The sequence below is a fragment of the Bacillus sp. SN32 genome, assembly GCF_002837495.1.
Taxonomy (GTDB): Bacteria; Bacillota; Bacilli; order Bacillales; family Bacillaceae; genus Bacillus; species Bacillus subtilis.
In genome coordinates this window covers 36,893-55,751 of record NZ_PJCT01000009.1, presented here as the reverse complement: position 1 = coordinate 55,751, position 18,859 = coordinate 36,893, and the positions used below count along the sequence as shown (strand labels likewise).

At 37.2% G+C, this 18,859-nt stretch carries 18 protein-coding genes and 4 pseudogenes; 13 read left to right on the top strand and 9 right to left on the bottom strand.

All coding sequences use genetic code 11. The features are described 5' to 3' along the window. Nucleotides 1–137, top strand: a pseudogene (locus CW370_RS21665) (sigma factor); the annotation flags it as partial. Between the two features lie 27 nt (nt 138–164). On the opposite strand, the gene spoIVCA reads toward CW370_RS21665, so the two are convergent. Continuing rightward, on the bottom strand, nt 165–1,625 hold the full coding sequence (gene spoIVCA / locus CW370_RS20380; protein ID WP_234398263.1) for a site-specific DNA recombinase SpoIVCA: 1,461 nt from the start codon (nt 1,623–1,625) through the stop codon (nt 165–167). After that, nucleotides 1,583–1,761: pseudogene (locus CW370_RS21660) on the bottom strand (hypothetical protein). The gene spoIVCA and the pseudogene CW370_RS21660 overlap by 43 nt, the downstream one beginning before the upstream one ends. A gap of 521 nt (nt 1,762–2,282) precedes the next feature. On the opposite strand from CW370_RS21660, the pseudogene CW370_RS21780 reads away from it, so the two are divergent. Continuing rightward, nucleotides 2,283–2,676: pseudogene (locus tag CW370_RS21780) on the top strand (SMI1/KNR4 family protein). 41 nt (nt 2,677–2,717) lie between these two features. Here the strand turns inward: CW370_RS21780 and CW370_RS20365 are convergent. Then, nucleotides 2,718–3,263 (bottom strand): TetR/AcrR family transcriptional regulator, encoded by a 546-nt coding sequence (locus tag CW370_RS20365; protein WP_014112744.1) that lies wholly within the window; start codon nt 3,261–3,263, stop codon nt 2,718–2,720. A gap of 223 nt (nt 3,264–3,486) precedes the next feature. Between CW370_RS20365 and CW370_RS20360 the strand changes: the two genes are divergently transcribed. The 4 genes from CW370_RS20360 to CW370_RS20345 all read left to right on the top strand — a co-directional run bounded on the left by CW370_RS20360 (nt 3,487) and on the right by CW370_RS20345 (nt 7,358). Next, nucleotides 3,487–4,611 carry an alpha/beta hydrolase gene (locus CW370_RS20360; RefSeq protein WP_101169969.1) on the top strand — a complete coding sequence of 375 codons (1,125 nt, stop codon included), beginning with the start codon at nt 3,487–3,489 and terminating at the stop codon, nt 4,609–4,611. Nucleotides 4,612–4,780: 169 nt separating this feature from the next. Then, nucleotides 4,781–5,056, top strand: a complete 276-nt coding sequence (locus CW370_RS20355) for an HPr family phosphocarrier protein (RefSeq protein WP_014477407.1) — start codon at nt 4,781–4,783, stop codon at nt 5,054–5,056. Nucleotides 5,057–5,304: 248 nt separating this feature from the next. Continuing rightward, entirely contained in the window at nt 5,305–6,051 is a 747-nt protein-coding gene (locus CW370_RS20350; protein WP_014112741.1) for an SDR family oxidoreductase, read from the top strand. A 137-nt stretch (nt 6,052–6,188) separates the two neighbouring features. After that, nucleotides 6,189–7,358 carry an MFS transporter gene (locus tag CW370_RS20345; protein ID WP_101169968.1) on the top strand — a complete coding sequence of 390 codons (1,170 nt, stop codon included), beginning with the start codon at nt 6,189–6,191 and terminating at the stop codon, nt 7,356–7,358. A 494-nt stretch (nt 7,359–7,852) separates the two neighbouring features. Here CW370_RS20345 and CW370_RS21645 read toward each other — a convergent pair. Continuing rightward, nucleotides 7,853–8,137, bottom strand: a pseudogene (locus CW370_RS21645) (TetR/AcrR family transcriptional regulator); the annotation flags it as partial. Nucleotides 8,138–8,339: 202 nt separating this feature from the next. Between CW370_RS21645 and CW370_RS20335 the strand changes: the two are divergent. The 4 genes from CW370_RS20335 to CW370_RS20320 all read left to right on the top strand — a co-directional run bounded on the left by CW370_RS20335 (nt 8,340) and on the right by CW370_RS20320 (nt 11,230). Beyond that, nucleotides 8,340–9,095 carry a carboxymuconolactone decarboxylase family protein gene (locus CW370_RS20335; RefSeq protein WP_014477411.1) on the top strand — a complete coding sequence of 252 codons (756 nt, stop codon included), beginning with the start codon at nt 8,340–8,342 and terminating at the stop codon, nt 9,093–9,095. A 115-nt stretch (nt 9,096–9,210) separates the two neighbouring features. Continuing rightward, nucleotides 9,211–10,074 (top strand): aldo/keto reductase, encoded by an 864-nt coding sequence (locus CW370_RS20330; protein WP_101169967.1) that lies wholly within the window; start codon nt 9,211–9,213, stop codon nt 10,072–10,074. A gap of 77 nt (nt 10,075–10,151) precedes the next feature. Beyond that, nucleotides 10,152–10,556: a cupin domain-containing protein gene (locus CW370_RS20325; protein ID WP_101169966.1), complete on the top strand. Its 405-nt coding sequence runs from the start codon at nt 10,152–10,154 to the stop codon at nt 10,554–10,556. A gap of 320 nt (nt 10,557–10,876) precedes the next feature. Next, a complete protein-coding gene (locus CW370_RS20320) occupies nt 10,877–11,230 on the top strand; it encodes a cyclophilin-like fold protein (RefSeq protein ID WP_101169965.1) in 354 nt (117 codons plus the stop codon). 198 nt (nt 11,231–11,428) lie between these two features. Here the strand turns inward: CW370_RS20320 and CW370_RS21740 are convergent, their stop codons facing one another. From CW370_RS21740 to CW370_RS20305, 3 genes are all read right to left on the bottom strand, one after another. Then, nucleotides 11,429–11,551: a hypothetical protein gene (locus tag CW370_RS21740; RefSeq protein WP_267892372.1), complete on the bottom strand. Its 123-nt coding sequence runs from the start codon at nt 11,549–11,551 to the stop codon at nt 11,429–11,431. A gap of 349 nt (nt 11,552–11,900) precedes the next feature. Then, complete coding sequence (locus CW370_RS20310) at nt 11,901–13,028, bottom strand: Rap family tetratricopeptide repeat protein (RefSeq protein WP_101169964.1); 1,128 nt, start codon at nt 13,026–13,028, stop codon at nt 11,901–11,903. A 355-nt stretch (nt 13,029–13,383) separates the two neighbouring features. After that, entirely contained in the window at nt 13,384–14,235 is an 852-nt protein-coding gene (locus CW370_RS20305) for an aldo/keto reductase (protein ID WP_101169963.1), read from the bottom strand. Nucleotides 14,236–14,405: 170 nt separating this feature from the next. Between CW370_RS20305 and CW370_RS20300 the strand changes: the two genes are divergently transcribed. Then, nucleotides 14,406–14,849: a MerR family transcriptional regulator gene (locus CW370_RS20300; RefSeq protein ID WP_029318107.1), complete on the top strand. Its 444-nt coding sequence runs from the start codon at nt 14,406–14,408 to the stop codon at nt 14,847–14,849. A 200-nt stretch (nt 14,850–15,049) separates the two neighbouring features. Here CW370_RS20300 and CW370_RS21640 read toward each other — a convergent pair whose 3' ends face one another. Next, nucleotides 15,050–15,199, bottom strand: a complete 150-nt coding sequence (locus tag CW370_RS21640; protein ID WP_234398249.1) for a helix-turn-helix domain-containing protein — start codon at nt 15,197–15,199, stop codon at nt 15,050–15,052. Between the two features lie 582 nt (nt 15,200–15,781). Here CW370_RS21640 and CW370_RS20290 point away from each other — a divergent pair. Beyond that, the gene (locus CW370_RS20290) at nt 15,782–17,662 is read left to right on the top strand and encodes a ribonuclease YeeF family protein (RefSeq protein ID WP_101169962.1); all 1,881 of its coding nucleotides are present in this window, start codon (nt 15,782–15,784) and stop codon (nt 17,660–17,662) included. Between the two features lie 4 nt (nt 17,663–17,666). Continuing rightward, nucleotides 17,667–17,966 carry a contact-dependent growth inhibition system immunity protein gene (locus CW370_RS20285; RefSeq protein ID WP_101169961.1) on the top strand — a complete coding sequence of 100 codons (300 nt, stop codon included), beginning with the start codon at nt 17,667–17,669 and terminating at the stop codon, nt 17,964–17,966. 38 nt (nt 17,967–18,004) lie between these two features. Here the strand turns inward: CW370_RS20285 and CW370_RS20280 are convergent, their stop codons facing one another. Next, the gene (locus CW370_RS20280) at nt 18,005–18,823 is read right to left on the bottom strand and encodes a peptidoglycan recognition protein family protein (protein ID WP_101169960.1); all 819 of its coding nucleotides are present in this window, start codon (nt 18,821–18,823) and stop codon (nt 18,005–18,007) included. Between the last annotated feature and the right edge of the window lie 36 nt (nt 18,824–18,859).

The following is an 18,859-nucleotide window of genomic DNA, read 5'->3' as shown; positions in this document are numbered from 1 at the left end:
ATACAGGTGAGGATGCAGAGGACTTAATCTCCATCGGAACGATCGGGCTTATTAAAGGAATTGAAAGCTATTCCGCTGGAAAAGGGACAAAGCTGGCGACGTATGCAGCGAGGTGTATTGAAAATGAGATTGTAATTACAAAAGGGGGGTGCATACACCCCTCTTTAATACGTTTCAATATATACGGTGTCAGAATCCACAACGGTAACTTCTTTCACGATAAAGTTAACAATTGTTTTTTTATCTTCAAGAGTTAAGTTATCTGCACCGATTGATTGAAAATAGTCGATGGCTCTCTTTAGAGCATTTTCGCTTGAGCTTGTATCATCTAATACTTTCATTTTTGATTGAATTTCGTTACACTTTTCAGTAAGCTGGTTTTGTTTTTTTTGCAGCTCAATAATCTGTACTTTGATTTCATCAATATCTAAATCATCGTCATCACTTAGGCTGATTAGCGTTAAAAGACGCTTGCGGCCTTTTTTTGTTTTCTCTATCTCTTTTTGAATAAGTTCTAATTCATCAGACAAGTGATTTGATTGTTCAATCTCTTTAAAAGAAGCATACTTTTGAGGATTTGTGATAAATTTAAAAATTTCACCCCATACATGCCGGTTCAATTTATTCTCAGACATTTCTTTTCCGCAGCCGCGGTCCTTCGCTCCAGAATAATTTTTCCGGCAAGTATACACATAATAGTCTTTACCATGTGATTTTCTTTTCTTACCTGTCATGGTATTTCCGCATTTCCCGCATCTAACCAAACCCGATAACAAGTAATTGTGAGGGCTAATACTCAAGTGTTTTCTTTTACTTTGACCTAAGAGTTCTTGAGCATAATCCCATTGTTCAGCTGGAACAATTGCTGGAATTGCCACAGTTATTTGCTCTTCTTCAGGTCTAATTTTAATTATAGATTTGTTTCCTGCCTGTTTTGAAACATAAGAACCCTCAGTGTCATATTTATACTGCTTATGTTCACCCTTATAAGAAGAGTTCATTAATATCTGTCGAACAACCTGCCTGTGCCATACTTTGGCGCCTTTTTTTGTTTTAACCCCCATCTGAGTTAAATGTAGAGCAATACCATTTACTCTGCCGAAAAAAGGGCTTTTATGATCGGTGAAATAGTTAAAAATCATTCGAATAATTTTGGCTTCCTCTTCAAATATCTCAAGAGTTCTTCTCTCTTTAACAAATTTATAGCCATATAGTTTGGAATCTTTAATAATCATGCCTTTTTTCATTTTTTGAAGTCGGCCGCTTGAAGTCCGTTCTTTGATTTTGGCTTTTTCAAATTCTGAAATTGCCCCGCGCATTGCGAAAAACAATTGACCCTCTGGAGAATTGGCATACTCGCCATTTACAAAAATCAAGGGTATGTTTCGCTTTCGCAGTTCATCATCAATGATAAGCTGATTCATTAATTTCCGAGAAAGACGGTCAGGATCATAACAAATAACTTGACTTATAAGTCCTTTGCTTGCATCCTCCCTCAGGCGATTCAAAGCCGGACGTTCTAAAAGCTCTCCAGAAAATCCTTCATCGGCATACTTCAGCACATCCTTAGTCCCTGCTTTCTTTATGCAGGCCTCGATCTGGCTGTCGATGCTCGATCCCTTGATCGCTTGTTCCTCGGTCGATACCCTTACATATATTGCTATCACCCTGGATCTCCTTTCTATAAAGTTTTATTAAATAATGATAGCAATCGTTAATGCATTTGTCAGCTTGCGATCCCTCGATGATTATCACCTTCATTAAATGCATCACCCCTTGGGTAATGCTATGTAATAACTGTTTGTCCTAATGAGGTGATTTTCAATGAGTATGAAAACAAATAAAAAAACCGATGGTTTAAATCATCGGTTTATTCTCTGACGTATACCACGCCCACTAGTCCCTCAACATAGTAAATCCATATCATTGGTTATGAAAGCTTATTTTCATTACACTCTGTATATTCACTTTGCACCATTTCTATACGTTTATATGAAATATGGTTAAAAAATGGTGAGCTAAAACGATAAAGATCCAACCTGTTCATTTGGTATCCTTATTACTCAAGGACCTCAATAAAATGAGCACTGTTTTTAGGTTATTAAACCACTGAATATTTTTATGGTATTGCACGTGTCCCTGGTGGCATGTCTATTAAAATAGCCATATGAAAATAAATACTGCTCCTATGAATTTTTTTGAGAAGAAAACTGTGATTATGAGTACGAACTTAATAAGATCGATGAATTGCAAACCAAAATTAAATGTACGTGAGGCTAAATGTGAATTACTCTAAAGAAAAAAAATTCTTTGATGAGAATAAAAAATATTCAATTCTTACTGGAGAAGTCATTGATAAACAAATTAAAGAGATAGAAGAAGATCTCAGAGTAACCCTTCCAGACAGTTATAAGTGGTTTTAACTGAGTATGGTTCAGGAGGCACGTTCGGACTATGATACTCGGTTATGACTCTCATGGAGCTGAAGTTGTAGAGCAAACAAAAGAATACAGAACGTTTTACAAGCGTATACCAGGTCTAGTTGTTATTGAGTATATAGATGAATACTCTTATTGTCTTGATACAAATAAAATGGTAGATGGCGAATATCCTGTTATCCTTTGGGACAACCATGAAGGATACGGTTATACTGCTGTAAATAATTTTCTTCAATAACCCCTTGGTTCATTGATGATATGAAATTTTGATAGTAGTAATTATATAATCCTCTCTAACAACTCTCCCACTTTTTCTGCCATAGCACGAGGTGGATAAGGCATTTCATTTTTTAGCCACCATTCCACTACTCCCACGTAAGCATTTGCAACAAATTCAACAATGACATCTTCACTTTGGCCATAATTTTTGCCTTTCGTTATATCTACATCTTTCTTAAACTCTTCGATATTAAACTTAAGGAACTGACTGCGAAAATATCGAGCTCCCTCACTGGCCAACATCGTCGAAAAGAATAAATAATTACTCTCAAGATATTCCATGCAGTGAACAGTCGATTCAATCCAATCCATTTCAGTAGCTGACTCGCAAAAATCTCCCATATTGTTTATATGTTCTTCCATAATCTTATCTAATAGATCAAATTTATCTAAGTAATGAAGATAAATGGTTCCTCGATTAACATTTGCTCTGTCAGCAATATCCTTAATTGTAATGTGATCAAAACTTTTTTCACTCATCAGCTCAATCAGAGCACTCTTAATCGCTTCTTGACTTTTGGTTATTCTTCTATCCACTTTGGACATAGCTGGTCACCACACTTTCTTAAGATTATCAACAATTTAGGTTGAAGTGTTGATTAATCAACGAATTACGTTCATTTAACCATTGAGAGCATCGTGTATCTATTTATAATTATAAACAAATGTTGATTAATCAATCAACGATGCTTTCAACAAAGTCAATATACACCATTTAATTACAAGAGAATTATTTTTAAAACAAAAGTAAGAAAGGGTGTTATTTAAAATTGAAAAAAAGTTTACTATCACGCTTGTACTCACAGGGATATCATTGGGCTTGCTTTTATCCGCGGTGACCTTTGCATCAAAGACTAGTGCTGACGTTGCATCAAAGGCTAGCGTTGACACTGTATCCAAGACCGTTGGATACAAGCCGGATCTGTCCAATGGAGCAGACAACTTTTACAAAAGCAACAAGGTAAACAAAAAGAATGTTTCGTTTAAAAATCAATACAACATGAAAGTTGCAGGGAATCTTTTTATTCCTAAAGGTTTGAATCAGAACACCAAAAATCCCGCGATCATTGTCGGGCATCCTATGGGCGCAGTAAAAGAACAAAGTTCAAATCTGTATGCGCAAAAAATGGCTGAAAAGGGGTTCGTTACGTTGTCCTTGGATTTGTCTTTCTGGGGAGAGAGTGAAGGTCAGCCTCGCAACGCTGTTTCGCCGGATATCTATGCCGAGGATTTCAGTGCTGCGGTGGATTTCCTAGGCACCCGGCCGTTTGTTGACAAGGAGCGGATTGGTGTTCTAGGGATTTGTGGCAGCGGGAGCTTTGCCATCAGCGCAGCCAAGATCGACCCGCGCATGAAAGCCGTTGCGACAGTCAGTATGTACGACATGGGTGCTGCTAACCGTAACGGGCTTAAACACTCGCAGACTCTCGAGCAGAGAAAGAAGATTCTCGAAGAGGCAGCGGAGCAACGCTATGCGGAGTTCACAGGCGGCAAAACCAAATACACCAGTGGGACAGTACATGAACTGAATGAAAAATCTACCGCTATTGAGCGAGAGTTTTATGACTTCTACCGCACTCCAAGAGGTGAATACACGCCTAAAGGATCGTCGCCAGAACTCACAACGCACCCGACGCTCACCAGCAACGTCAAATTCATGAATTTTTACCCATTCGAAGATATACAGACGATTTCTCCTCGTCCAATGCTTTTCATCACAGGTGAAAACGCTCATTCCAGAGAGTTTAGTGAAGAAGCCTACAAGCTGGCGGGCAAACCGAAGGAAATCTACATTGTTCCGGGTGCAGGTCACGTGGATCTGTATGACCGAGTGAATCTAATCCCTTTTGACAAGCTCGAGTCCTTCTTCAAAAAAAACCTGAAGAAAAAATAGTCGGATTGAAAATTGCAGAGAGCTTTGCGTACCAATGGTACTTCAAACGAAACAATTATAATAAAGCAAATCTTCCTGGATTCTCATTTTTTAAAACAAAGTAATTTTATAAAATGAGTTTTATTTCTCTAAAATTCCTTTTGTCAATAATAATGTTATGAGGTGAAGAATGATTAAAAAACAGTTTATTGTCAATAAGGAAACAGGATTTGCGAGACCAGCAATCCTGTTAGTAAGTTTAGCTCATCAATTTGCATCAGATATCTTTCTTGAATGCCGTGGGAAAAGAATCAATCTAAAACACTCACCTAAGTCTATAATGGACATTATGGACTTGGAAATTAAACCTGGAACCGAAATATATTTAAAGGCTATTGGAGCTGACGAGGTTCAGGCTATCGAAATGATCAAAGATAGTTTAATAAAAAATGATTATGTACAGTAAAACTCTATCTTCTTACAAACTAAAGACACTGATATGCAGGTTATACAAATACTTAGCTTTTTCTAAAATAATCAACAATATTTGTTGACTTGTTGAATAATCAACAAATTGCATTCATTTAATCATTGTATGTATCACATATCTAATTAATAATAAACAAATGTTCATTATTCGATCGATGTTCATTTAAATGAAAGAAATCTTGGACACAATATAAAGAAATGTTTCAAAGAAGGGTGTTATGCAATATGTCAAATATTCAAGGTAAAGTTGTGATTATTATAGGTGCATCAAGTGGGATTGGCGAAGCAACTACTAAGAAACTTGCACAAGAAGGAGCAAAACTAGTTATAGCTGCTCGTCGTGAAGATCGTTTGAAAGCTCTTGTTGAAACGTTACCCAACGCGGAAATTTCATATGCTGTTGCAGATGTAACGAATAAAGAAGATGTTCAAGCAGTTGTAGATTTGGCAGTTAAAAAATATGGCCGTATAGATGTAATGTACAATAACGCTGGAATCATGCCAACTGCTCCACTTTCAGAAACTCGCTTTGATGAATGGCGTCAAATGTTGGATATTAACATTATGGGTGTTTTAAATGGAATTGCTGCTGCATTACCTATTATGAAACAACAACAGTCCGGTCACATTATTGCAACTGATTCCGTAGCTGGACATGTTGTTTATCCAGATTCAGCTGTATACTGCGGGACTAAGTTTGCGGTTAGAGCGATTATGGAGGGATTGCGTCAGGAGGAAAGGGAAAATAATATTCGGTCAACTATTGTTTCACCGGGTGCTGTCAGTACTGAACTTTATACAACAATTAATGATCCTAAAAACCGCGAATGGGTAAAGGATCTTATGGATACAGGAGAAGGTTTTTCTCTTAAACCAAGCGATATTGCAGATGCAGTAGCTTATGCGATCAGTACGCCTGAAACCGTTGCAGTAAGTGAAATTTTGATTCGTCCAACCAAACAAGTTATCTAATGAATGTTGGCGATTAAGGATTATTAGCCCTGCATGCCAGTTACTTTAAATTCTATAATAAAAAAATGCCCCTATATGGTTTGGGGCATTTTTTACTATTGCTTGTTGATCCATCAATAAAGATTGGAGTTGTTATTTTGGTTAAACGAAATAATTTATTAATATTAATACTCACCGTAGGAACTTTCGGCATTATCAATACTGAAATGGGGGTTATAGGGATATTACCCTCTATTGCTGATTATTTTCATATTAGTGTATCTAAGGCCGGGTGGCTGGTAAGTCTCTTTGCACTTACTGTTGCTATTTGCGGTCCTACTATGCCGTTATTATTTTCGGGGATCAATCGCAAGAAGGTAATGTTACTTGTACTTGGTATTTTTGTTCTGGGTAACATTGTCTCTCTGTTTGCAACAAACTTTACGATAGCTATCATTGCTCGTGTAATTCCAGCCATTTTTCACCCCATTTATTTTTCAGCGGCTTTTACAATAGCTGCTAACTCAGTTGACAAGGAAGAAGCTCCAAAAGCTGTTGCCAAGGTACTTATGGGCGTTTCTGCAGGTATGGTACTTGGTGTACCAATCGCAAGTTTTCTTGCTAGTACAGTTTCGCTTCATATCGCAATGTTATTCTTTGCAATTGTGAATGCTCTAACATTCATTGCTACATTAGTATTTTTTCCTTCTATGCCTGTAAAAGAAAGACTTTCTTACGGCAAACAGGTAAGTGTATTAAAAAAAACAATTACTTGGCTTTCCATTGTTACAGTCATTTTAATAAATTCAGCAATATTTGGGGTTTATAGTTATCTTGCTGAGTATCTGAAAACAGTTACGAATATGTCTCCTAATACAATTAGTTTCATATTAGTCATATTCGGTGTGGCAAACATCATTGGGAATATTATTGCAGGTAAGTTACTTACTAAAGATACCATCAAGACTGTTGTTTCTTACCCATTTGTATTAGGAATTGTATACATCATATTATTTTTAATAGGACAATTTACTTTACCAATGGCTGTCATTACTTTAGTTTGGGGAATAGTAGCTGGTATAGGAAATAATATAAATCAATATTGGATTACGTCTGCTGCACCAGAAGCTCCTGATTTCGCAAATGGATTATTTGTAACATCTGCTAATGTAGGAACAACAATTGGTACAGCTGTAGGTGGATTATTTATATCACAATTAGGTACACAATACGTCGTGTTAGTAGGATTTTTATCAGTTATATTGAGCTTGATATCGATTTTACTCAGAACGAACATGTATAGTCCCACAAAACAATTTTTTAGATAAACTCGATATTTTAATGAACTTTCATTTCATATTTTTATTAAGAAAGAGCCGACTGTCCTTTTGAGGATGATCGGCTTTTTTTAACCTTATATTTTCAACAGATAAATCATGTATTTATATTTGACAATCATATGAACTGTAAACAGATCACTCACTATAAGTTAGTGGCACTTTTGGTCACAAACACATTTTCTTCAAAGACATAAAAAATACCAAGGGTGTTAAAACTCTTGGTATCATTGATGCGGCCGAAAGAACTTGAACCTTCACGAGTTATTCATCACTAGGCCCTCAACATTATAATTTCTTATTTATGGTTATGAAAGTTTATTTTCATTACATTCTTTATATTCACTTGCAATCAAATTCTATACGTTTATATCAATTATGATTAAAAAATGGTGAGCTAAAAAATTGAGAAGTACTACATCATTTAAATCTTTATTTTTTCCCTCGTTACATCACTTCAGCTTTATACTCTTCTATAACCAAATCCAGAAAACGACTGCGAAAATAAGGGGCACTTTACTCGCTAACATCGTTGAAAAGAATAAATAATTGCGCTCACAGTATTCAAAACAGACATAATTTCCTTCTTGAAATGTCATTTCAAGATGTCTTATTTATCCGTGTAATGAAGATAAATTGTCCCTCGATTAACATCTGCTCAGTCTGCAATATCCTGAATAGTAATGTCATCAAAACTTTTTTCGGACATCAGTTCAATTACAGCATTTTTTTAAAGCTACCTGGCTTTGGGCTATTCTTCTATTCACCAATCTTTCCAATGATACTCAACAAATTTAGTTTATGTGTTGAGTAATCAACGAATTACGTTAATTTAACCATTGAAAGCGTGAAGGGCTTTTTTATAATTATAAACAGGTGTTGATTAATCATCAATAATTGTTTTTACAAACATCATGCTTTTCTACTTTTGGAACAGTATAAGTAATGTAAATTTAAGCAGGAGGGCTATTTATGGATCGTGTTGAAAAGAGCAAAGAAAAGTACAAAAAGCTATTTGGAAATGGAGTACCAGCCGTATACGCTACCGATCCTGATTTTCAAGACATCCTTAGCCGCTTCATATTTGGGGAAATTTCTCATCATGGAAATCTGGATGACAGGCAACGCGAGTTGATTACCCTGGTAGTGCTTACTGCCAACCAGACATTGCCTCAGCTCAAGGCACACGTTGCTGCGGCACTAAACGTTGGGCTCACACCAGTAGAAATTAAAGAGGCAGTTTACCAGTGTGCTCCATATATCGGTTTTCCTAAAACATTAAACGCCATCAATGAAGTTAATGAGGTTTTCAAAGCGAAGAATGTCACTTTACCAATAGAAAGCCAAAAGACTGTAGATGAAGAAAATCGCTTTGACAAGGGACTATCCGTACAGGTAGAGATTTTTGGAGATGTCATTACAAAAATGCGTGAGTCTACTCCAAAAAATCAAAAGCATATGCAGGATTATCTTTCCTCTTTTTGCTTTGGAGACTTTTACACCCGTGGAGGACTTGATTTGAAAACACGGGAGTTGTTGACACTCTGTATTATCAGTACGTTGGGTGGTTGCGAAAGCCAAGTAAAGTCACATGTGCTGGGTAACAAAAATGTAGGCAATGGTAAGGAAACATTGGTCACCGCCATCACTCACTGCCTCCCATATATAGGCTTTCCGAGAACACTAAACGCATTAGCTTGCATCAATGAAATTATACCTGAAAATTAAGGCAAACGGTTAAGGATTAAGTAAATGCTGGAGAGTCAAGATCTCTGTTTCACTTGAAGAAACTCCTTAAGAGAAATGTGATTCAAAAACATAACAATGTAAAGGGGACAAAAGCATGTTTAACGATACTTACAAATTATCAAATGGTACAGAAATTCCCAAATTAGGTCTTGGTACCTGGCTACTAGACGATGCACAGGCTGCACAGGCAGTGCGTGATGCGGTTTCTATCGGGTATCGTCATATTGATACTGCTCAAGCTTATATGAATGAAACTGGTGTAGGTGAAGGAATCCGTTCCTGCGGTGTTACAAGAGAAGAACTTTTCATTACGACAAAGGTTGCTGCAGAAGCAAAGACCTATGATGCAGTTACGCATTCCATTGATGAGTCTTTAACAAAATTGGGATTAAATTATATTGATCTTCTTATTATCCACAGCCCACAGCCTTGGGTGGAGTTCCGTGAGGAGAACCGTTATTTCGAAGAGAACAAAGAAGTATGGAAAGCAATGGAGGATGCTTATAAGGCAGGAAAGGTAAGGGCAATCGGTCTTTCTAATTTCCTTCAGGATGACATAGAGAATATTCTTGAAAATTGTGAGATCAAGCCTATGGTAAATCAGATATTAGCACATGTGAGCAATACTCCTTTGGAACTAATTGAATTCTGCCAGAAGAATGACATCCTAGTAGAGGCATATTCACCAATTGCGCACGGTGCAGTTCTCGATAATGTAGAGGTTAAGGTAATAGCTGATAAGTACGGAGTATCTGTTGCTCAGCTTTGCCTACGATATGATATCCAGCTTGGTCTTGTAGTCATTCCTAAGACAGCAAATCCAGATCACATGAGAAACAATGCAGAACTTGATTTTGTAATCAGCGATGCAGATATGGAGACTTTGAAAAATGTAGAGCAAATCCAGAATTATGGTGAGCATAGTTTCTTCCCGGTATTTGGGGGTAAGTTAAAATAACAGAATATAAATGAAAGTCGGACAAACACCTGCTTGTAAGCTGGTTAATAAAAATAAAATTTATCGGAGGAATTAAAATGGCAAAATATGAAGAAGTAAAAAATGGCGTTATTTTTCCTGCGGGAGAAAAAAATCCTTTTTCGCAATTTTTCGTGGGTCAAAGTTACCTTAAAGGATTAGTCTCTGACCCTAAAATCAACGTTGGTGTTGGAAGTGTGACTTTTGAACCAGGATGCCGAAATAACTGGCATATCCATCATGATGGTTTTCAAATTTTATTAGTAACTGCTGGCGAAGGTTGGTACCAAGAAGAAGGAAAACCTGCTCAATTCTTAAAAGCTGGTGATGTTATAGTCACTCACGATGGTGTTAAACATTGGCATGGCGCTACAAAAGATAGTTGGTTTGTACACATTGCAATCACTGCAGGTAAGCCGGAATGGTTAGAACCTGTTGATGATGAAACCTATAACAAATTGTAAATAACTAACGCATCGAATCAAATGATTCGATGCGTTAGTTATTATGACGGTCATACAAACAAAAGGACGGAAAAGTATTGAAATTGGTACAGCCGTTACCTTAAGCCAAGAAGTTATTAAAATAATGCAGCGATTGGTTGATGATATGCATATTAGACATGCTGACTTAACCAACCTTTTATAGATACTCAACAATTTTGGTTGATTTGTTGAGTAATCAACGAATTGGCACAATTAGCACACCGGAATCTGTTGCTGTAAGTGAAATCCTAATTCGTCCAACAAAATCAGTGAAATAAATAAAAGAAGGCGTGAAATAAATGAAAATAAGATTAACTGTTGGTGAGGACTTATATACTGCTACTTTGAATGACAGTAAAGCAGCAAGTGATTTTATAAAACTTCTTCCTCTTATGCTAACATTTGAAGACTATGCGGGAACGGAAAAGATTAGCGATCTTCCAAAAAGATTGTCTACTACCGATTCTCCAGATGGTACCGATGCTTCTTTAGGGGATATTACGTATTATGCTCCTTGGGGAAATTTAGCTATATTTTATAGGGATTTTGGTTATGCAAAGGGACTTATTAAATTAGGTAGGATAGTGTCCGGAACAGAAAAGCTTGCAAGTTTTAAAGGTAATATTACAGTTACAATTGAAAAAATTGATTAAATTAAGAACAAGCTGTGGGCTATGTCCTTCACTAAAAACAAACTTAAGTTCTCATATATTGTACGTTATTATCAACAACTGTTTAATAATTTAAATATGCAAAAGAAAAGAGGATATGTGCTCTTATATTGAACATACTATCCTCTTATTAATTTAGTCTATTTAATTTTGAGGCTACCTTTTTAGATAACTTTGTTCTCAAAAAAATTGAGAAAAATGCTCCATTTTTTCTCCCGCAGGAAAAATAACGCCATTTTTTACTTCTTCATACTTTGCCATTTTAATTCCTCCAATAAATTTTAATTTGTTTTTATTAACCAACTTTGATAATCTCCATAACTATTTTGATTTAATGAGGGCCAAAAAGTTATTGCGGTCTCACCGAAATTTAAATTGCGGTGCCCTATTGCCTTTTTCTCTCCCCAAAAAATAAGGTTAGGCCTCAAGGATTTAAAAGGGATACTAATTATATCGCATTTGATTCCATTGTTTCTGTTGATATCAAATAAAAAAACCTCCATTTTAGAAGGAGGTTTAGAAGTAATATTATCAAGTTTGAAGACGATCTGAAGCAATATGAAATGTGTTTTGAGTTTGATCTACGGTTAAGTTGACTCCGAAACCACATACTAATACAAGTGACAAACCCAGGATAAGGCATACCTTCTTTTTAAAAGTCATACAGGCATTCTCCCCTTTGAATTTGTGTTTGAGTCTCAAGCATTTTCTGATAATATACATAGGATGTTTCAAATTCTTTTGATTTTGCGTAAGCAGCTGCGGTCTCACAGGCAATGTCTTCAATATATGAGTAGTTCTTATTTTTTTCTAAGTACTCTATGGTTTGATTAACACCATGTTGATCTTCTGCATCGACATAAAGAGCTTTTAAATATCCCTGTAATTTTGCAAAAAGCTCATCACCTTGATAAAGAGCTGCTGACAAACCCTTCTTACTTACTTGGATAGCTTCATTCATTTTTCCTTGTTTGAATAGGATTTTCGCATAAGAAAATAAAGAATGTGGCAAGTTTGTGAGCTTTTCTTTTTCTGTAATCTCCACAGCTTGCTTCATGAATACTTCCGCTTGCTCGTAATCACCGCTGTCAGCAAAATTGGTGCCTAAATTATATAACGCAGAACTAATCAACCTCTTGTTATTCAATTCCCTAGATAACTCTAATGCTTTTTCAAGGTGCGGCTGACTTTTTTCATAACGTTTAAAATCAATATAATTTCCTGAAATAACAAACATACATTGAACTTTTCGCACCTTATAAAGTTCATATTGATTATAAATATCCAATGCTTGTTTAACGTGATGCATAGACACATGACTTTGCTTCATACCATAATATGCTTCAGCTAACTTAAAATGAAACTCTGCCCTTTCGATCTCATCAGGGACATATATAAGCTGCTTTTCGGCTTCTCTATAATAGTAGATAGCTTTCATGTATTGCTTCTTATCAAACTCGTACATCCCTCTGAAAAACAGAGAATAATACGACAACAGGCCAGATATGCCTTTATTTGAAGTCTCAATTTTTTCAAGAAGTTCCTCAATAGTTGGTCTTATACGTGTAGTTACGGGTTCCAAATAATCTAACATGAGCTGATGACGGAATTTCATTAGGGAGAAGTAAATGAGTAAATACTCATCTTCCTCCATCCGTTGGATTTCTTGCTCCACCTCTGCCTTTAAAATCTCTGCATCCGGGACACTAAATTGACGTATCATTTTATACCATTCATTGATCTTTACGCCAACTTCTGACGATGATAAAACCGGATTCACAGGACCCCTCCTTTTATGTCTTTTTATGTAATATTCTAACATTTCTAAAAAGTGTTCGGACCGCAAAAAAACCGCAAACATTTTCTTCGGTTCGTTCATAATAAAAAAGCAGGCATTATGCCTGCTTTTTTGTAAGGACTCTATCCGTTCTTTCTCCTGTATAATGGAGGAAGCATCCCGGAATGTAACTCTAGCACCTACTCATGAATTCCTTGTTTGATTCGATAAACAACATTACTTCTAATTCCCTTTAGCCGTTGCATAACGGCTTTTTCTTATTTCTAAGAAAGATAAGCGAATCTTGTTCACCTACATACAATGGTAATAAATATTTCACTATTATCTCCTCTGGCAGTTACAGATCAAATTTCATAGCACTTATTGATTTTACAATTTGTGGATCTCGGTGCGACCCGAAAAGGCTTTCTCCTTTATCAAGAGTTGAAATTTGTTCGATATCCTCTAAGCTCAACTCAAAATCGAAAATGTCAAAGTTTTCGACAATCCGTTCTTTGCGCACCGATTTTGGGATTGTAACGACTTCACGCTGAACAAGCCAACGCAGCACGACCTGGGCGACAGATTTATTGTGTTTTTCCGCAATGGAAGTCAACACTTCGTTGCTGAACATGTTATTGCGTCCTTCAGCGAACGGTGCCCACGACTCGTGTTGTACTCCCTGCTCTTTCATAAAAGCAGCACTTTCTTTTTGCTGGTAGAATGGATGCGTTTCGATTTGATTGACGGCTGGCACGATTTCATTATGCATGATGAGATCCATTAGACGGTCGGGGTGGAAGTTGCTGACTCCGATTGCCCTGATTTTGCCTTCACGGTACAGGTCCTCCATCGCACGCCAAGCACCGTAGTAATCGCCGTATGGTTGGTGAATAAGGTATAAATCAAGATAATCCAGCTGTAGCTTACTCAATGATTTGGAAAATGCTATCTTGGCGCTTTCATAGCCGGCATCCTGAATCCAGAGCTTGGTCGTAATGAATAGCTCCTCACGCGGTACGCTGCTCCGCTTGATTGCACGTCCAACTGCTTCCTCGTTTAGGTAACCGGAAGCGGTGTCAATCAGACGATAACCGGCCATCAGTGCTTCATATACTGCGTTTTCACATTCTTGAGCATCGGGGACTTGGTAAACACCGAAGCCGATAATTGGCATTTTCACTCCATTGTTTAATGTTACGGTTTGCATTGTAATTCCTCCTATTGTTCAAATGTAGAACGACAAACAGCACGCAGCGCGAAAATCGGGCACACAGAATGAATTCCGCTACGGGTAGTTTGCGTTATAATAAGCTTATTACCTTCGTGTAACACGAAGGCTAGCACTTTTTTAAAAAAATTTTTAAAGGAGGATTACACATGCATACAGTCAAAGAAGCAGCGATGATAACCGGACTCACCGAGCATGCGGTGCGCTTTTACACGGATAAAGGCCTGGTGCCGAGCGTGCAGCGCAATAAAAACAATATTCGTTTGTTCGACGAAGAATCAATCAACTGGCTGTTTGGCGTCAAATGCCTCAGGCAATCCGGGATGCCGATTGAAGTCATTAAAACGTACGTGAATCTCTGTCTTGAAGGAGATTCGACCATTCCACAACGGTACACACTCATGATGGAGCATAAAGAAGAAGCACTCTCTCAGCTCGAAGAAGCCAAACAGCACATTGCCCATTTGGAACAAAAAACTGCCCTATATCAGGCAATTATGGAGCACGGCTCTCCTGATACAACTAATCCCGCCAACTGGGAAAAAATACAGCATATGCATAGTGACGTATTTTACTCACCCACTGTCCGGTAGATTTGAGAGATATTCATGAGCCCATCAATCGCTTTTAAACTTCTAAATTGGAATCCATATTGAATATGCTAAGTTTTATGACAGATTATGAGGGATTAAATTTGTTTATATACGGCGATAGGGCTGAAAGTCCTTAAGGTTACTTTCTATTAAATATAAATTGATAGGAGTCGCATCTGTATGCGGCTTCTTGATCTGGACTATATATTATATAAATTCAGATTCTCTTTACGATTTTTCCCTGAGGGCTTTCCGAACATCTTTCTATACTCTCTATTAAAATAAGAAGGACTTTCATGGCCAACTTGAAAGGCAGCGTCAGCAACCCTCATATCTTTTCCGATAATCAACCGCCTTGCTTCATGAAGACGTAAAACTCTTTGGTATTGGATCGGAGTTTATGGTTGTCACTTGTTTAAAAATGATGATATAAAGCTGCTGGCTAAGGTTTACTTTTTTAGCTAGTCCGTCTAACTTTATTTCATGAGAAAAATTTTTTCTTAAATAATCCAGAGCAGCAGCCACTTCGGATAATTTACTCCCCTTGGGCAACAACTGAGTTAGGTGGGGCCGAGAAATTGAACTCGGACTTTTAGATTAGGGATTTATGTTAGTGGAATACCTTGTGTTTCGATTAATTAGGAGGGCGGTATGATGACTGCTGCGAGTATGGCGAAGAAGAGTACCACCCGTTACCTCCCTTTTGTGTTTTGATCGATTATAGCATATGCAAATGGTAAAACGGATTTACAGGACCCCCTCCTTATTCCTTATTATGTATTTTGATATTTTCAAAAGTGTTTGAACAGCAAAAAAACCTTAAACTTTTTCTTTGGTATCCTTGATACGATCAATCAAGTTAATTTTAAGTTCGTTTCTTCTTTCTTCCATGGTAATATTTTGTTATATGATTAAATTGAAAGGATATGATCATGAAAGTATTTGAAGCCAAAACACTTATGTTTGAAGCTACAGACCGCGCCAAAGAATATAAAGAACTAAGGACGCAAATGGTCAACTTGAGAAAGGCTTTACAAAGCGTCGCTGAACTGGACGACAGCGAATTCTCAGGTAAAGGCGCTAATAACATTAAAGCATTCTATCACGATCATGTTGGTGTGACTGATCAATGGATCGATTACATTGACATGAAAATTGCATTCTTTAACAGCATTGCTGGAGCTGTCGAGGACAAAGGCCTCTCTGATGCTTATATTGAAGAGTCTTTTCTAGAACATGAACTGGCTAACGCCCATAAAAAATCAAAGTCCATCATGTCTGAACAGAAAAAAGCCATGAAAGATATTCTAAACGATATCGACGACATCCTCCCGCTCGACTTGTTTTCAATAGAAACCTTCAAAGATGAGCTTGCAGATGCCAATGATAAACGCAAAAAAACAATTGAAAAACTAGGTGACCTTGACGAAGATTTACTGACAGAATATGCCATGTCAGAACCAAATGAACAATTCATCAAGTCAGATTTCCAAAAGCTCCAAGAAGCAACGGGCAAAGGCAAAAACGCTACGCCCATTCACTACAACGCCAAGGCGTACCGTGAGAGTGATATACATAAGAAAAAAGGCGATATTGAAAAGCGAACGGAAGCTTATTTGACGATTAAGAAAGAGGAAGCTAAAGAGCGAGAAATCAAAGAGCTGAAGAAGAAGTTAGCTGACGGAGTGACGGATCCGGATGAATACTTAGAAATTGCCAAGAAGATCGGGTATGAGAACCTTGAGCCTGCACAGTTACAATATGTGGTGCAGCTTGAACAAGCAAAACAGCTCGAAGAAGTTGGTGAAAGTGTGATCAATGCCGGTAAGGCAGCAATTGATTTCATCGATGGAGTTAATGATGGGCTTAACGATGCGATTGACGATACGATATATGGCGTCAAAGACTTGGTTGTGGGCGCCTGGGAATATTCACAGCTTCCTATCGAATTAAAACTTACAAAAACAATAACAACAGTATTAAGCGTCCCCTCTTATTCAAAAATCATCTGGACAAACCTGGTCGACTCATGGAATGATAAAATGGTAAATGGCGATGCATACGAAAAAGGGCATTATATCAGTTATGCGATAGGAAATATCGTTGGGCCAAAAGGTGCGGGTGCCGCAGTACAAACTACAACCAAGCTTTCTAAAGTAGGTAAAGTGGTTGAAGGTGGAACAGCTGCTGCTCATGTCAATAAAGGGATAAACAAAGGCAAAGCTTACATCAATTCTATTGTTAGAAATAAGAATGATCTTGCACTTGTAGGGATTGCCCAAGACATCGACAATACATATAATATAAAGAATACGCCTTTATTAAAAAGTATTATTGAAGATAAAAAAGAGAGTGTACTTAGAAAATCTGAGACTTCTAACAACATGGGTATAGGTAATGTCAAACAAGGTGATAGTACCCCTCTCGCACCTGGTGGAGGATTAGCTGCTCACGAGGCAAAAGGCGGGCATCTTATAGAAAGACATGTTGGGAAGACCGACGAAGAACTAATTCAAAGACTTGATAAGAGCAAAATGAGTAACAAGAAGATATCCGGTTCATCATCATTTAAAGATAGAGCAACTGCAGAAAGAGTCGCTAATAGTGCTCTCACAAATAATAAAGCGAAAATAGAAAAATGGTTAAATAGTGATGTAAAAAAGCCTTTAGTACTCTCTTATAAAGGGAATGAAGTTTTAGGAAGAGGAATACCAAAGGGAGAAGATACAATTACTGATTTAACTAATGCTAAAATTATATTGAAAAAGAACAAAGATGGTAGCTTTATATTAACTGGCTACCCAACGAGGTGATACCATGATAGATACAAACATTTCCGAACCTGTTTTTCAATTTCTAGGAGGTATTTTTCATCAAGATATAGAAACTCCAGAATCAGCACTGGACGAATACTTAGAAGATATTCCAAAAGAAGAGCAAGAAACTGATATAGTAGCATTAAAAGATTTTATTAACAGTGATTATACGGATGAAGAAAAGAATGATTTTATCGATGAAGCTGCTGACGGAGTAGACATTCGTAGTTACGGAGTATCTCCATTAGTATGGCTCGAACAAGTTATTCAAAAAATAGAAAAGAATATTGAAACTTTATAATCCATAAAAGGTCCCTTGAAAATTCAAGGGACCTTTTATTACTTCAAAAGCCCTTTAATTTTTGCTTTCGTTTTCGGTCCATAAATGCCATCAGGATTTAGTCCATTCATCAGCTGGAACCGTCTTACGGCATCTGCTGTTTTTGGGCCATACACACCGTCAATTCCATTATTCTTCGCCCCTTTATCTGGATAGAAATAAAGAGCTGCCAGAGCATTTTGAATCTTCCTTACGTCATCCCCTTTTCGCATAGGGCTTGTCACTTTATAGATGCCAGAAGGCAGCGCATATAACGTTTTTTTGCTGCTTGTGTTTGTTGTTTTCTTTTTAGCTACACTTGCTTTGCTTAAGCTTGTTTTCCCACCTAGCGCCTTTAATTCTTTTTCAATGGCAGCCTTAACTTGATTCCATCTTCCCTCTGACAAAATACGATGCGGACAATACTTACCGTTCCAGTCTTGATGCTTGCGGACACGGTCAACACCCCATCCTCGTTCTTTAAGTAGTTGCGCTACAAACTTAATAGCGAGTTTTTCCGCTGCCTTATATCGTGCCCCTCCTGACTTGCTATAACAAATTTCGACACCAATCGACTTACGATTCCCTGTACCGTTTGTTCCATCTCCTGTGTGCCAAGCGTTACGATTAGTTGGAATTCCTTGAACGACTTGTTTATCGTCTACTGCAAAGTGAAAACTCGTTGAGCTAGAGTTATTCTTCATATATGAAATTTCATTGGCTGCTGAAGCATCATTAGCAGTGTTATGAATAGTGATATATTCAGCTTTCATTGGATTAGGACATTTCAATCCATACTTTGATTTAGAGACTAGATTCTTTACAACTTTAATGGCCATATATCCTCTCTCCTTCTGTTTGTGTAATAAAAAAAG

What these genes read in the sequence shown, in the direction of transcription:
- CW370_RS20365 (WP_014112744.1), bottom strand. Translation starts at nt 3,263, where the DNA reads ATGTCCAAAGTGGATAGAAGAATAACCAAAAGTCAAGAAGCGATTAAG.
- CW370_RS20355 (WP_014477407.1), top strand. Translation starts at nt 4,781, where the DNA reads ATGATTAAAAAACAGTTTATTGTCAATAAGGAAACAGGATTTGCGAGA.
- CW370_RS20350 (WP_014112741.1), top strand. Translation starts at nt 5,305, where the DNA reads ATGTCAAATATTCAAGGTAAAGTTGTGATTATTATAGGTGCATCAAGT.
- CW370_RS20335 (WP_014477411.1), top strand. Translation starts at nt 8,340, where the DNA reads ATGGATCGTGTTGAAAAGAGCAAAGAAAAGTACAAAAAGCTATTTGGA.
- CW370_RS20330 (WP_101169967.1), top strand. Translation starts at nt 9,211, where the DNA reads ATGTTTAACGATACTTACAAATTATCAAATGGTACAGAAATTCCCAAA.
- CW370_RS20325 (WP_101169966.1), top strand. Translation starts at nt 10,152, where the DNA reads ATGGCAAAATATGAAGAAGTAAAAAATGGCGTTATTTTTCCTGCGGGA.
- CW370_RS20320 (WP_101169965.1), top strand. Translation starts at nt 10,877, where the DNA reads ATGAAAATAAGATTAACTGTTGGTGAGGACTTATATACTGCTACTTTG.
- CW370_RS20305 (WP_101169963.1), bottom strand. Translation starts at nt 14,235, where the DNA reads ATGCAAACCGTAACATTAAACAATGGAGTGAAAATGCCAATTATCGGC.
- CW370_RS20300 (WP_029318107.1), top strand. Translation starts at nt 14,406, where the DNA reads ATGCATACAGTCAAAGAAGCAGCGATGATAACCGGACTCACCGAGCAT.
- CW370_RS20290 (WP_101169962.1), top strand. Translation starts at nt 15,782, where the DNA reads ATGAAAGTATTTGAAGCCAAAACACTTATGTTTGAAGCTACAGACCGC.
- CW370_RS20285 (WP_101169961.1), top strand. Translation starts at nt 17,667, where the DNA reads ATGATAGATACAAACATTTCCGAACCTGTTTTTCAATTTCTAGGAGGT.
- CW370_RS20280 (WP_101169960.1), bottom strand. Translation starts at nt 18,823, where the DNA reads ATGGCCATTAAAGTTGTAAAGAATCTAGTCTCTAAATCAAAGTATGGA.